The organism is Niallia circulans, assembly GCF_003726095.1.
Classification (GTDB): Bacteria; Bacillota; Bacilli; order Bacillales; family Cytobacillaceae; genus Niallia; species Niallia circulans_A.
In genome coordinates this window covers 767,227-781,704 of sequence record NZ_CP026031.1, presented here as the reverse complement: position 1 = coordinate 781,704, position 14,478 = coordinate 767,227, and the positions used below count along the sequence as shown (strand labels likewise).

At 35.1% G+C, this 14,478-nt stretch carries 17 protein-coding genes; all 17 read right to left on the bottom strand.

Annotated features, from left to right (window positions below; genetic code table 11):
• Positions 1-19: 19 nt before the first annotated feature.
• Positions 20-448 carry a flagellar basal body-associated protein FliL gene (gene fliL, locus C2I06_RS03535; RefSeq protein WP_095329194.1) on the bottom strand — a complete coding sequence of 143 codons (429 nt, stop codon included), beginning with the start codon at positions 446-448 and terminating at the stop codon, positions 20-22.
• Positions 438-659, bottom strand: coding sequence for a flagellar FlbD family protein (locus C2I06_RS03530; RefSeq protein ID WP_095329193.1), 222 nt, complete (start codon positions 657-659; stop codon positions 438-440). The genes fliL and C2I06_RS03530 overlap by 11 nt, the downstream gene beginning before the upstream one ends.
• A 50-nt stretch (positions 660-709) precedes the next feature.
• Positions 710-1,492 (bottom strand): flagellar basal body rod protein FlgG, encoded by a 783-nt coding sequence (gene flgG / locus C2I06_RS03525; protein ID WP_123257459.1) that lies wholly within the window; start codon positions 1,490-1,492, stop codon positions 710-712.
• Between the two features lie 73 nt (positions 1,493-1,565).
• On the bottom strand, positions 1,566-1,967 hold the full coding sequence (locus C2I06_RS03520; RefSeq protein WP_123257458.1) for a TIGR02530 family flagellar biosynthesis protein: 402 nt from the start codon (positions 1,965-1,967) through the stop codon (positions 1,566-1,568).
• 11 nt (positions 1,968-1,978) lie between these two features.
• Positions 1,979-2,623, bottom strand: coding sequence for a flagellar hook assembly protein FlgD (gene flgD / locus C2I06_RS03515; RefSeq protein ID WP_123257457.1), 645 nt, complete (start codon positions 2,621-2,623; stop codon positions 1,979-1,981).
• Positions 2,624-2,637: 14 nt separating this feature from the next.
• On the bottom strand, positions 2,638-4,341 hold the full coding sequence (locus tag C2I06_RS03510) for a flagellar hook-length control protein FliK (RefSeq protein WP_123257456.1): 1,704 nt from the start codon (positions 4,339-4,341) through the stop codon (positions 2,638-2,640).
• 31 nt (positions 4,342-4,372) lie between these two features.
• Entirely contained in the window at positions 4,373-4,969 is a 597-nt protein-coding gene (locus tag C2I06_RS03505; RefSeq protein ID WP_095329188.1) for a MotE family protein, read from the bottom strand.
• Entirely contained in the window at positions 4,970-5,422 is a 453-nt protein-coding gene (gene fliJ, locus C2I06_RS03500; protein ID WP_095329187.1) for a flagellar export protein FliJ, read from the bottom strand.
• Positions 5,423-5,426: 4 nt separating this feature from the next.
• Positions 5,427-6,743: a flagellar protein export ATPase FliI gene (fliI, locus tag C2I06_RS03495; protein WP_095329186.1), complete on the bottom strand. Its 1,317-nt coding sequence runs from the start codon at positions 6,741-6,743 to the stop codon at positions 5,427-5,429.
• A complete protein-coding gene (gene fliH / locus C2I06_RS03490; RefSeq protein ID WP_164463611.1) occupies positions 6,740-7,504 on the bottom strand; it encodes a flagellar assembly protein FliH in 765 nt (254 codons plus the stop codon). The genes fliI and fliH overlap by 4 nt, the downstream gene beginning before the upstream one ends.
• Positions 7,497-8,513 (bottom strand): flagellar motor switch protein FliG, encoded by a 1,017-nt coding sequence (gene fliG, locus C2I06_RS03485; protein WP_123257454.1) that lies wholly within the window; start codon positions 8,511-8,513, stop codon positions 7,497-7,499. The genes fliH and fliG overlap by 8 nt, the downstream gene beginning before the upstream one ends.
• A gap of 12 nt (positions 8,514-8,525) precedes the next feature.
• Entirely contained in the window at positions 8,526-10,112 is a 1,587-nt protein-coding gene (gene fliF / locus C2I06_RS03480) for a flagellar basal-body MS-ring/collar protein FliF (RefSeq protein WP_123257453.1), read from the bottom strand.
• A gap of 158 nt (positions 10,113-10,270) precedes the next feature.
• Positions 10,271-10,579: a flagellar hook-basal body complex protein FliE gene (gene fliE / locus C2I06_RS03475; RefSeq protein WP_095329182.1), complete on the bottom strand. Its 309-nt coding sequence runs from the start codon at positions 10,577-10,579 to the stop codon at positions 10,271-10,273.
• A 20-nt stretch (positions 10,580-10,599) separates the two neighbouring features.
• Positions 10,600-11,052, bottom strand: a complete 453-nt coding sequence (gene flgC, locus C2I06_RS03470) for a flagellar basal body rod protein FlgC (protein ID WP_123257452.1) — start codon at positions 11,050-11,052, stop codon at positions 10,600-10,602.
• Positions 11,053-11,057: 5 nt separating this feature from the next.
• Positions 11,058-11,441 carry a flagellar basal body rod protein FlgB gene (flgB, locus tag C2I06_RS03465; RefSeq protein WP_095329180.1) on the bottom strand — a complete coding sequence of 128 codons (384 nt, stop codon included), beginning with the start codon at positions 11,439-11,441 and terminating at the stop codon, positions 11,058-11,060.
• A gap of 740 nt (positions 11,442-12,181) precedes the next feature.
• A complete protein-coding gene (codY, locus tag C2I06_RS03460) occupies positions 12,182-12,964 on the bottom strand; it encodes a GTP-sensing pleiotropic transcriptional regulator CodY (RefSeq protein ID WP_095329173.1) in 783 nt (260 codons plus the stop codon).
• A gap of 98 nt (positions 12,965-13,062) precedes the next feature.
• Positions 13,063-14,472: an ATP-dependent protease ATPase subunit HslU gene (gene hslU, locus C2I06_RS03455; protein WP_095329172.1), complete on the bottom strand. Its 1,410-nt coding sequence runs from the start codon at positions 14,470-14,472 to the stop codon at positions 13,063-13,065.
• Between the last annotated feature and the right edge of the window lie 6 nt (positions 14,473-14,478).

Genomic DNA, 14,478 nt, shown 5'->3' with positions numbered 1-14,478 from the left:
CCATCTATTCTCTTTTATTTTATTGGAGTAGAGAGTTTACAATATAAACTTGGACTACTTTGCCTTCTTGCATCAGTTCATTAATTTTATCCTTAAGATCGTTCTCTAATTTAATTTGGCCATTTTTCCCTTTTAATTCTTCTGATTTTTTCTCAGATAATTCTTGAATAATAATATTCTTAACTTGAAAATCTCTCTTTTCTAATTCTTCCTTTGCTTCCTTACTATCTGTCTGGATCTTAAAGGATATTCGGATGAAATTATTAGAAGCTAAATTTGTCGTCATTTCCTCAATATCCACAGAAGATTCCAAGATTTCGTCAATCGAAGGTTCATTTGTCTTTTGCTCGCCAGTAAATTTCCAAATATAAATGAAAGCTCCTGCTCCTGCCAGTGTAATAACTAATAATAAAACGAGCATTATAATAATAACTTTATTATTCTTCATCGTCTTTCTCTCCCACATGTGGTAATCCGAAGAGGTTTACTTTTTGAAAAAAATGATTCATTTTCTCTAATACATCCTCTTCACTTTCTTTAACAACAAATTTATTTCCATTGGTTAAAGTTATCGTTGTATCAGGAAAAGATTCGACTGTTTCAATAAATAAAGCATTAAGTAAAAACTTTTTTCCATTTAGCCGAGTTAACTGTATCATTTTTTTATTAGGGGCTAACCTTACGAATAACCCCTGCCCCTCCAATTAAATTATCGTTTTAAATTAACTAATTCTTGAAGAATTTCATCTGAAGTTGTAATGATTTTTGTATTTGCCTGAAAACCTCTTTGAGAAACGATCATATCTGTAAATTCTTCTGATAGGTCAACGTTTGACATTTCTAAGTAACTACTATTAACTGAACCAGTACCTGCTTGTCCAGGAGTAGACAAAATAGCATCTCCCGAGTTATTAGAAACCTGAAAAATATTCCCGCCTACTTTCTCTAACCCTTCTGGATTATTAAACTTTGCAAGTACAATTTGTCCAGCATTTTGTGTTTCTCCATTTTCAGCAACATAAGTAATGGTTCCATCCGTACCTATGCTATAACTTTTTGCTGAGGCTGGAATAGTACCTACACCAGACACTTTAAGTCCACTTGACGTAACAATATTTCGGTCTTCATCAAAGTAAAAGTTCCCTGCTCTAGTATAAAATGGATTACCCTCTCCATCTTCTACAACAAAGTACCCCTCACCAGAAATTGCCAAATCAAGCCCTCTGCCTGTATATTGTGTAGGTCCTTGAGTATGAACCGTATCAATTGAAGCAAGCTGAGATCCTAGCCCGATTTGCTTCGAATTCGTACCACCATTTCCATTTGCAGGAGCTGTTGCACCAGAAACCGTTTGACTAATCAAATCACTGAATGTCGTACGACCTTTTTTAAAACCATAAGTATTTACATTGGAGATATTATTCCCAATAACATCTAATTTTGTTTGAAAGTTTTTCATTCCGCTTATCCCTGAATATAATGAACGTAACATTTATATTATCTCCCTTCGAATGAACTGCGTCTATCACTCAGCAGTTTTTGGCCCCCAATTTTGGTCCAGCCTTTTAATTCATAATAATTGTTCCATTTATATTAGTAAAAATTTGGTTTGTTGCTTCTTCACGGTCCATTGCCGTTATTACAGTATTATTTTTTGCACTAACAATTAAGGCTGCATTATTTAAAAGTACTAACGATTCCTTTATTCCCATCTTCTTTGCCTCGGTAACCTTTTCCTCGATCGCCCTCCATTTAGCAGCGTCTATCTTAATTCCTCGCTCCTGAAGTCTTTCATTAGCATGTTTACTAATATTCAGCGTATTTAATGAAGAAATAGACTGTTGTAAATGAGTAGAAAATGATGGAATGTTTTGGGCTTTATGCAAAGTTGACTTAGTTTTAAGCGCCTCAATACCATTTTTAATTGCTGCATGTGATTTTATGGAAGGATAAACTGGCTTATCCATTTAATCACTTCCTATTCAATTTTTATAATTTGTCCTGAAGTAATTTTCGTTTCTGCATCATCACCTAAAGTTAGTTGAATTTGTCCATTTTTCAAGGACACAGACAGAACTTTATTACTTACTTCATCCTCATTCTCATTCAAATAAGAAACGTTTTTTCCAATCAATTGACTTGCTAGCACAAGATTATTTTCCGAAGCATTTTTATTCATACTTGATATGTTAGCAGGCACAATTTTTGTTCCATCCTCCAATGTGAAGATCACACTGTCTTCTGAATAAGCAATCGAACTCACCTTTCCGGTACCAGAATATGTTTTGTCATTCCCAGCTTTATCAGTTACTACTTTGCTCCAATTTACTTCTTGACCAATAAATTGCCCGTATGAGATAAGATTCGACTGAGTTTGCAGCGAGATTAAATTAGTCATCGCAGTATTTAAATTTTGCATTTGTTCCAAACTTGAGAACTGAGCCATTTGTGCGATAAACTCTTTATCATCCATTGGACTTGTTGGATCTTGGTTTTGTAATTGTGTAATTAAAAGCTTCAAGAAAGCATCTTTTCCTAGCGATGAGCTGCCTGTGGAAGTATTAGATTTCAATTTCTGATATTCTGATAAAGAGAGAGAAGGGTCATTTATTGTATTTGCCATCGGTACTTGCTCCTCTATACTTCAATATTTAATAACTCCTCAATAAAAGAAGCTTTTTGTTTATTCTCATCATCATTTTCATCTTTCTTTTCTCTTTGCTGATGTGGATGTTGCTGTTCTTGCTGCTGATCTCTTTGCAACCTATCTTGAGGTTGTGGAGAAACAACAATATCCACTTTATCAACTTGTAAATTCTGCGCGGTTAAACCATGTTTCAAACTAGTAAGTTGTTTTTCTAATACGTCTTTCGCCTCAGTATTCGCAGTAATAATTCGAGCAATCATATTTCCTTCATTCTGAGTTATCTCAATTCGAATAGATCCTAAATGATCTGGCGCTAGTCGAATAGTTAGCTTTTGCATATCGCTCGTTTTAGTAAATGTACTATTTGCCAAAATTTTTACAAATTGTTCTTCTACCCTTTTCGAATGGATCGCTTCTCCTGAATCACTTAGGAGCATAAGCGGGTCTTGCTTCAGAAAAGTAGTTGGAATAGATGAAAATATTTTTGTGTCTGTATCTCCTTCACCAACTTCAACGTTTCCCTTTATTTCTGTATTTGACCCTAATAACTCTCCTGACTTTCTTAAGGAGCTTACCATAATGGGGTTAACCATTTTTGGTAGAATCGTATTCTTTTCGACTAATTGCTTATCTAATTTTCCAAGAATAGAAGATATAATTGTCTTTAGCTCCGTTGTCGCTGCGATTACATGATTTTCTGTTTCCGCTTCTTGGTTAAGATAAGCTTGCGTTGTTCTTTTCTGCTCACAACCAATTATATTTTTGTTTTCTTGCAACAAACTATTTTGCAATGCCAACAGTTTTGTATCGAACTTGGAAAAAACATTCGGAAAATCTTCCATATTATGATTAATTACGCTTTCGATATTCTTTGTTTTGGCTATGTCCTCTGAAAGGGAGTTCCCAGTACTATTTTTTAAAATTCCATTATTCACTACTTTTTGATTTTCTATCTCTTTGACAATGGAAGCTCCAGATCCCAAGTTTTCCTTACCAGAGATAGCCTCACTTGTAATCATAGTATAGGCAGCTACTTTCTTTCGTTCACGCTCACCCTCTACAAAAGGTTCCACGTTTTGTTCAGCGCTTTGCACCGTACCTGCTATGCTTTCATTAGAGTACATATTTTGTTCTAAAAAATTGTTTAAGGAAAGAATAAATCCTTGTAAATCTTCTACGGTTTCAGCAATTTTTTCATTGATAGTAAGATCAGGTAAACTTTTTACTGTTTTCTCAAGCAGCTTTAAATCAGAAAATAAATCTGGTAACTCTGTATGATTAAACATTTCTGGAGTTATCCTCGAATTTTGTCCTTCTATTAATACTTGAGTAATCTTTTTTTCAATCTTAATAAATGTTGCAGCTATGATACCTTCCATATCGGTCGCTTCTAAATCATTGATACCACTTTGATCTGAAATATCATAGTAAGTATTCCATAGCTTTTCTAGACTCATAGAAATTTCTTCATTGGGAATTTCTTTTGATGAACTAGACAATAATGCTAAAAGCTGATTTAAGCCTTCTTTCTGTTGATCTTGAGCAACTTTTGGACTTGATTTTTCTTGTTGATTAGTTGTTTGTAAAGAATTTATCAGCAATAAAAACTTTCCGCCAAGTTTTTCGTTTAGCATCCCTTTGTTTCCACTAGCTACTTCCACTTTTCGCAATGAATTTATCAGTTCTAATTGCAATTTTTCACCCCCTTTCTAGCCACTTTAAGTTTTATTGACTTGCTTTTGCTGATTTTGATAGCAGCTCTGTATATTTGGATGCAACAGGTGGCTCCATTTTCTCTAATACCGAAGCAAGTTTTGCTGGTTTAAGCTCTCCCAAAATTTTCATTGCTTCCTTTTCGCTCATTTCTGATAAAATAGCCGCTGCATTTTTCGGAGACATTGTTTCATATGTTTTAACAATCTCATTCATAGCTTTCTTTGTTTCCTCTTGGGCTGACTGGAGAGATTGTAACTCACTCTGCAGCTTCTCTTTTTCCGAATTAGCAGATTGAAATCTATTTTCACTATTTTCTAATTGTGACTCTAGTGACTTTATTTCTTTATCTCGTTCTTTTAGTTTTGTTTGTAAAGAGCTAATTGTATTTTTATTATTTTCCAGTAATTTATCGGTAGATTTTTTTTCTTCACTCAGAAAAGGAATTGCATTTAATAACTCTTTTCCTTTCTCTGCAACATCTGCTCCTGAATACATAAGCAAAAGGACGAGAACGATGATTGCAAATATTGTCGGAATGACTGCAACCATAAGAAATCGTTGAAAAATATTAAATGGCTTCTTTTTTTCTTCCCATGAATTTTCCATTTAGCCACCTACCTTTTCATGTTGCATGTATTGTTGAAGAGAAATATCATCCATTTGCTTGGCCTCTTCCGCTCTTGCTATTGCTAAATAATTCGAATGGTCTTTTTCTTTTATTTTCACAAACTTTTTTACTTCAAGGTTTTTTTCAAGCATTTTCTCTTGAAAATAAACCATTGAATTCCGTGCATTTTGCACCATTTTTTGGGCATGTTCAATTGTTTTTGCTAAATTGCCCACGAATTGCTGATGGTGTCTAATTTCTTGAACCGATAATCCGGACATCATTTTTTCTGCTTGATATGCTTCCAGATCTTCTTTTCTTTTCAACAGCTCATAGAGATTTTCAGCCGCTTCTTCAAATCTGTTTACCGATTGATTGTAAGCAGAGCTTGCTTCCTCTTTTTCTCTTTCGCGAATCGTTAAAATTTTTTCGAATTTAAATTGATAGCTCATCTTTTTATCCCTCTGTTCCAACTAAAGTTAATAAGGAATGAAGGCTCTCCTCAATTGAAACCTTTTCATCTGTTTCCTGCTTTATATAAGATAGGATGCTAGGATATAACCTAATTGCTGTATCAATCTCTTTAGAAGAACCTTTTTTATAGGCACCTATGTTGATTAAATCTTCCGAATTCATATAAGTACTCAAAAGATCTCGTAATCGCTCGGCCGCTTTTACATGCTCTTTTGAGACAACATGATTCATCACGCGGCTTACACTTTTTAAGACATTCACAGCAGGATATTGCCCTTTATTAGCAAGTTCACGGTCTAATACATAATGTCCATCTAAAATACCGCGTACGGTATCTGCGATTGGTTCATTCATATCATCCCCATCAACCAATACGGTATAAAAGGCGGTTATACTTCCAAATTCGTTTGTTCCCGTTCTTTCTAAGAGTTTTGGCAAGATAGCAAATACAGAAGGTGTATATCCTTTTGTGGTCGGCGGTTCACCAATAGCAAGTCCCACTTCTCTTTGCGCCATTGCAACCCGAGTAACAGAATCCATCATTAACATGACATTTAATCCTTTATCGCGAAAATATTCGGCAATAGCAGTAGCAGTATACGCACCCTTAATTCGCATTAAAGCTGGTTGATCAGATGTTGCAACAACAACAATCGATCGCTTCAGCCCCTCTGGCCCTAAGTCACGTTCAATAAATTCTCGTACTTCTCTACCGCGTTCCCCTATCAAGGCGATCACATTTAAATCTGCTTTTGTATTTCTGGCAATCATTCCTAGCAATGTACTTTTCCCAACACCACTACCTGCAAAAATCCCAAGTCTTTGTCCAGTGCCAACCGTTAAAAGTCCATCAATTAACCGAACTCCTACTTCCATCGATTGGGAAATAGGTGGTCTTGTCATTGGATTAGGAGGCTCTTGATCAATTGGAACAGACTTCAACCCTTTTGGTAACATCGATCCGTCTAAAGGCATTCCTAAAGCATCAACCGCAGTACCTATTAATCCTGGTCCAACCTTAATTTCTAATGGCTCAGAAGATGCTTCTACTAAACAGCCTGGTGAAATGTCTTGGACAGTTGTATATGGCATTAAAATGATATTCCCCTCATTAAACCCTACAACTTCTGCCTTGATAATTCGTTTATGCTTTGTACCAATGTGGATATTACATACATCACCAATAGAACTTTCCGGTCCCTGTGATTCAATCATTAACCCTACAACTTTATTCACACGGCCATATTGCTTATAAGTGTCAATGGACGAAATCGAGCTTAGTAACTCAAGTGCTTTCACCCTTCTTCACTCTCCAATATTTCAAGTAACTTATTTTTAATCATAAGCAATTGCGTATCAACACTTGCATCTAAACGCCCATTTGCCGTTTCGATAATACAAGCATTTTCATCAATCGTTTCATCAGGGAAAATGAAAAGATTTGGCTTAATCGGAAATAGTTGTAACAATTCTTCTTTTTCTGCTATTACCATTTCATAATGGATAGGACTGACATGTAACTGTATTTCCTTCTGTTTCCTTACTTCTTTAAGAGCATTTTGTACAAGATAGAGGAAGTTTTCTTCCTCTTCTTTTATCTTGTTATTCATAATTTTTTCGGCAACTTCAATTGCAAGCTCCAATATAGTAGTTTCAGCAGATTGTAAGTATTTTTCGTAATCCTCTTTTGATGCAGTTACTGTGTCTTTCGCTTGTTGAATAAAACTTAACATTTCATTATATCCTACATTTTGACCTTCTTCGTAACCTGCTTGAAAACCATTTTTCCTCGCTTCTTCAATTAAATTCCCTTTTTCTATATCCCAGTTTTGTCTTTCTTCCATAAGCTGTGCTCGTATAAGTTCGGCTTCTTCCAAAGCTTGGGCTTTCATTTCTTCTGCTTCTTTCCGAGCCGACTCTACTATTCTGTTATATTCCGTTTGTGTAACTTCCCTAGAAAGATCCACCTCAGCATTGAAGGTATCTATATACTTAATCGAAATAACTTTCTCATTAGCGTCCTCTGGCTTTGAATATCTTGACTTTATTAATCTAGACAATGATATCATCTCCTCCGCCTCGGGCAACTACGATTTCGCCAGCATCCTCAAGACGTCTGATAATACCAACAATTCTTGATTGTGCTTCTTCTACATCCTTCAAGCGTACAGGTCCCATAAATTCCATCTCTTCTTTAAAGGACTCAGCCATTCTAGTAGACATGTTGCCATAAACAATTTCTTTCACTTCATCACCAGATACCTTAAGTGCAAGCATAAGATCTTCATTTTCACAATCACGAATAATTCTTTGAATTGCTCTATTATCCAATGTAACGATATCTTCAAAGACAAACATTCTCTTTTTAATTTCTTCTGCTAATTCTGGATCTTGGATTTCGAGTGCGTCTAAAATAGTGCGCTCTGTTGCTCTATCGACTCCATTTAGTACTTCAACAACCGCTTCAATACCACCAGTTTGTGTATAATCTTGCGTAACAGTGCTCGATAATTTTCTTTCTAATATTTGCTCGACTTCGTTAATAATTTCAGGTGAAGTACTATCCATTACAGCAATTCTCTTTGCAATATCAGCTTGGACTTCCTGTGGAAGCTCAGACAGGATTAGACCTGCCTGAGTGGGATCCAAGTAAGATAAAATTAACGCAATCGTCTGTGGATGTTCATTTTGAATAAAATTTAATATTTGGTTTGGATCTGCTTTTCTCGCAAAATCAAAAGGTCTTACTTGCAGAGAAGAAGTAAGCCTATTTAAAATAATCGACGCTTGTTCTGCCCCAAGAGCCTTTTCTAACACCGTTTTTGCATATCCAATACCACCTTGAGAAATATAATCTTGAGCAAGCGCAATATTATGAAATTCTTCTAAAACACTTTCTTTAGAAGTATTCTCGACCTTTCTAACTCCTGATATTTCTAAAGATAGTTTCTCAATTTCTTCCTCACTTAAATGCTTATAAACCGAAGCTGCAACATCAGGACCTAGCGATATAAGGAGAATGGCCGCTTTCTGTTTCCCAGATAACTCATTTGATTCTTTTCTTGCCATCTACACCACCCCTTAATCTTCCGTAATCCATGTACGAAGTAATTTTGCAAATTCCTCTGGTTTTTCTTTCGCCATTTTTTCAAGCTGTTTTCGTCTTATTGTTCCTTCTGATTCTTGTTGTTCCTCATTAATATCTGCTACAGGAGCAACCGGCTGAATAATTTCTTCTATTTCTTCTTCCTGTTTTTTCTTTCTTGCTCTCATAACGAAGAAGATTAATAGAATAATAACTGCAAGCAAGCCTCCTCCAACAGCGTAAATCCACCATGGGATTGATGTTTGAACAACGTCTGCTGCTTGTTTTTTACCGTTAAACGGCTGAACAGACACGGCAATCTTACTTTGGATATCCTCATCTGTTAATTCTCCACCTGTTGATGTTTTGTCAATCGAAGTTCTAACAATTGTCCCCAAAATATTAGAAATATCATCGATTCTTTCCTTTGGTAAGGACGTTGTATCATTTGCATTAGGTGGCTCTACCATTACTTGAATGCCTAAATCGCGAATTTTATAGGGACTTTCCACAATTTGTTTTTTTATCCGATTTACTTCCCTATTAACGGTTTGATCGACTTTTTCATAGTTGCCATTTCCGGATCCTGTTTCTGAATTATAAGTAGTTACATCTGCATCGTCTTCTGCCTGCACAACTCCACCGGCAGCATTTTCACCTGTATATGTTTCTGTAATATTCTGTGCACTTATTTCAATTCCCGCCATATTTTCTTCATCAACTGGCGTAACTAGGTTTTCTTCTCTATTTTCTTGGGTAAAGTCTATATCAGCAGTAACAGACACTACAACTTTATCTTGGCCCATCAACGTCCCTAGCATTGTTTGGACTTGTCTTTGAATATCACGTTCAATTTGCTTTTTTACATTATTTTGCGCAGTAAAAGTATCTGTCGCAGAATTATCTGAAGAATTTAAATCAAAATACTCAAAGTTTTGATTCGTAATGACGATATTATCTGTAGGAAGGTTCGGTACACTTTTGGACACGAGTGTATATAACCCTTCTATTTGATTTTCAGAGAAGTTATAGCCCGGCTTTGTATTTAATACAATCGAAGCTGTAGCTTCTTTCCCTTGATCTGAAACAAATACACTTTCTTCTGGTAATGTAATAACAACATTGGCATCATTAATTCCTTCAACACTCTTTATTAAATTGGCAATCTCGGTCTGCAGAGCATCTAATTTTAATACATTAAATTCATTATCTGTCATACCAAAGCTTGCATTCTTACTAAAAAAGGAATAATCAATATTACCAGACTTTGGAATTCCTTCTGCTGCAAGTTGTACTTTTAATGTATCGACTACTTCCTCTGGAACACTAATCACGGTACCTCCACCTGAAATTTCCGAAGTTATCCCTTTGCTATCTAAGCTCTCTTTAATAGCTCCTGTTTCAGAAGGTGTTAAATTACTGTATAATGGCACTAACGTTACTCTTGTAAAAAAATAAGTCGCAAACACAGCAATTAGAATAAGCAAAAGTCCGCTACCTGTTATCACAGTCTTTTGCTTTTTAGAACGACTTTGCCAAAACTCTTTTAAAGGATTAAATATTTTATTTAGATTCTCTTTCATTCTCTTCCCCCGGCTACCGTAATTTGTATAGGTATAAACCGCCCATCTTTTATATTGACTGTCTTCTACTTAAATGACATGGACACTTACTTGTCTAAAGTAGAAGCAACTTCGTTTTCTTTGCTAAAAGTTTAATCTTTATAGAAAACAGTCTTACATTAAACTGACATTCGCATCATTTCTTGATAAGCTTCTACTGCCTTATTGCGAATTTCTAATGTAGCTTGCATGGTAATGCTTGCTTTTTGCGAGGCAATCATCACTTGAGATAAATCAACGTTTTCTCCTCTTGCTAACTTATTTGTTAGCATATCTGATTCGTTTTGCGCTTGATTTACATTGTTAATTGATTCTTTTAAAAACGAAGCAAATTTTTTTTGCGTATCTGCTACAGCTGTCTTATTACTCGTTGCCGAATTTGTTAACGGTAATGCAGATGATACGGATGAAAAATTAATTGGTTCCATTTAAGTACTCCTTTTTTGTTTTATTTACCGATTTCTAATGTTTTCATTAACATACTTTTTGATGCATTTAAAACAGTCACATTTGCTTCATATGATCTTGATGCACTCATTAAATCAACCGTCTCTCGTAAAGGGTCCACATTTGGCATACGAACATATCCTGTTTCGTCCGCTTCTGGGTTCTCCGGATCGTACACCATTTCAAACGGTGTATCATCTTCTACAATGCGTGACACCTTCACTCCACCTGCAGTATTCGCGCTATTCCCTCTTGCAGCATTTAAATGAGAGGCAAATGATCCTTCTTGTTCTTGAAACACTACTTGTTTTCTTTTGTATGGCTCCCACTCACCATTTACTAATCTACCTCTTGTTGTATCAACATTTGCCATATTAGATGAAATTACATCCATTCTTAGCCGTTGTGCTGTTAAAGCAGAAGCAGTAGTATTCATACTAGTAAAAATGGTCATTTTTATTACTTACCTCCCCTAATTACATTTTCAAGGGAACTAAATTTTCCGCTAATTCGATCTACTAATGCATTGTAATAGATTTGGTTTGTCGCAAGGTCTGTCATCTCTTTTTCCATATCGACACTATTTCCGCTGTTATTGTAAGTAACTCTATTCTTTGTAATGACAGATGTTGAAGCAGTATTAGGAGCTGAAAACGGAATATGCTTACTATTCGTTACATTAGCTTCCATTGCACTAGATAACGAATCTTTAAAAGTCACTGTCTTTGCTTTATAATTCGGCGTGTCAACATTTGCAATATTTTGCGAGATTACTTTTTGCTTTTGATTCGAATAATTTATTGCATTTTCTAAGGTAGTTATTGTATTTGAGAAAAGTTTCACTTCATCACACCTCGAGCAGTCATTTTGAAAAAAATGTTGATTTTTGTTTTTTGATGACGATTTTTACATGATAGTTTTAATTTTAATTAATTTGTAATAATATGTCCATGGAAAAGAGGAATATTTTAGTGATTCTTTTTTCCTATTTTAGTTAATATTTGGTTTAAATTATCTTAAATCAGGGTAAAAAATGATTTTTCACTATGCCGATGTTACTATTATCATAGTTATAACTTACTAATCGCTTCCCTTTTTCTGCTATGAGATTTAATATACCTTTTGCCATACTGTAATGTAAATGAAAAATAAATGGAAAATACGCGGTTTTTGTCGAATAATATGTACATAGCTTATTAGCTATTCGATTGATGATTTCTAAAAATCCTCTCTATTTTTGCCACATAAAAAAACCTTTTCTATTAAAGAAAAAGGTTTCAGCTTGTTGACAAAAGGAATTTAGGAAATGCAAATGGAATTATTATGCATTGATTGGAGTGAAAGGGGTGAGACTCCTGTGGGATCTGCGAGACAGTCTGAGACCCTGCAGGCCTTCAGGCCGAAGCGGCTCAGCGCGAGCCCCACGGAAAGCGAACCCCTGCAACGGAAATTAACTCTTATTTAAAACAATGTATATTTATAAACTAAGACAAACTCCTAATTACCGAATTAGGAGTTTGTCGACAGTCTGAAACCTTTTCTATTAAAGAAAAAGTTTTTTTATAATGAATAATATTTTATCCTTATTTATTTGTTTTTAACTTTTCAAGTTCTAATAAGAATTTATCGTTAAGCACTTTTATATAAGTACCTTTCATTCCTAATGAACGAGACTCAATAACACCAGCACTTTCTAATTTACGCAATGCGTTGACAATTACAGATCTTGTAATTCCTACACGGTCTGCGATTTTAGAAGCTACTAATAAGCCTTCACTTCCGTTTAATTCTTCAAAAATATGCTCAATAGCTTCTAATTCACTATAGGATAGTGAACTGATTGCCATTTGAACAACCGCTTTACTTCTTGCTTCTTCTTCAATTTCTTCTGCTTTTTCACGAAGAATTTCCATACCAACAACAGTAGCACCGTATTCAGCAAGAATCAAATCATCGTCTTGGAATTGTTCTTGTAATCTTGCAAGAATTAATGTTCCTAATCTTTCTCCTCCACCAATAATTGGTACAATAGTTGTTAACCCTTTAGCAAATAATTCTTTATTTTCAACTGGGAAAGCAGTATATTCACTTTCAATTTCTAAATTACTAGAAGTTGATTGAATATTAAACAAGCTATTTGTGTATTCCTCAGGGAATTGACGATCTTCAAACATTTTTTTCATACGATCATTTTCGATTTGCTGATGAACTGCAAAACCTAATAATTTTCCTCTTCTGCTAACAACAAAGATATTTGCTTCGATAACATCACTTAATGTTTCAGACATTTCTTTGAAATTAACTGGTTTTCCAGCAGCTCTTTGTAACATTGCATTAATTTTTCTCGTTTTTGTTAATAAATCCATTTTTTATTCCTCCTGTTAACTAAAACCAACACTTGAAATAAATCTATGTCTACTTATACCTTTAACAATTCAGGAGTTTAAATTCCAATTGGCTTTCATTAGAGTATAAATTGACTTAAATCCTTATTTCTTGAGATGGCTCCTAACTTCTCCTCCACATACTTTGGAGTAATCGTTATTTTTTCCATTGTTATTTCTGGTGCTTCGAAAGACAGATCTTCCAATAATTTTTCGAGAATAGTATGCAGTCTTCGCGCACCGATATTGTCTGTATTTTGATTGACTTCATAAGCCACTTCAGCTATCTTACGAATAGCTTCGTCAGAAAATTCAATTTCTATACCTTCTGTATACAATAATGCTTGGTATTGCTTAATCAACGCATTATCTGGTTCCACAAGAATACGATAAAAATCATCCACTGTTAATTTAGTAAGTTCTACACGAATCGGAAATCTTCCTTGTAGCTCTGGAATTAAATCAGAAGGCTTTGACATATGAAATGCTCCAGCAGCAATAAACAATACATGGTCTGTTTTAACTGATCCATATTTTGTCACAACCGTTGATCCTTCTACTACAGGTAAAATATCTCGCTGCACACCTTCTCTGGAAACATCAGCTGAAGAACTACTGTTTGATTTGCTGGCAATTTTATCAATTTCATCGATAAATATCATTCCCATTTGCTCAGCACGAACGACTGCTTCTTGGGTAACCTCATCCATATCGATTAATTTTTGAGCTTCCTCGTTTGTTAATATTGTACGTGCTTCCCTAACTGTTAGTTTTCGCTTTTTCTTCTTTTTCGGCATAAAACTACTTAAAGCGTCCTGCATATTCATTCCCATTTGTTCCATACCAGAACCTTGGAGCATATCAAACATAGAAGGCTGTTGTTCTTCCACTTCTACAGAAACCACTTCATCTTCCAGTTCACCTAGAGCAAGCTTTTCTTTTACTATTTTTCTCTTTTCTGATTTACTAGTTTCTTCTACAGTAGGCTCTTCTTCCTCTGTGTCTGCCCCACCGCCGCCGAAAAGCATTTCCAGAGGGTTTTTATAACTGGATGTTTTCTTTGCAGCAGACGGAACTAATAATTCAACGAGACGATTATTTGCCGCAACTTCCGCTCTTTCTCTTACTTGAAACATCTTCTCTTCCTTTACCAAGCGTACAGATGTTTCGACAAGATCACGGACCATTGATTCTACATCACGGCCAACATATCCCACCTCTGTAAATTTAGTAGCTTCTACCTTAACAAATGGTGCATTAACAATTTTTGCAATTCTTCTGGCAATTTCCGTTTTTCCGACACCAGTAGGACCAATCATCAAAATATTTTTCGGACTAATCTCATCTCTTAACTTTTCATCAAGAAGACTTCTGCGAAAACGGTTTCTTAAAGCAACAGCCACCGCTTTTTTTGCATCTTTTTGTCCGACAATATATTGATCAAGTCGTTCTACAATTTGCCGAGGTGTTAAACTAGCGCTTTTTTGCATATTAAA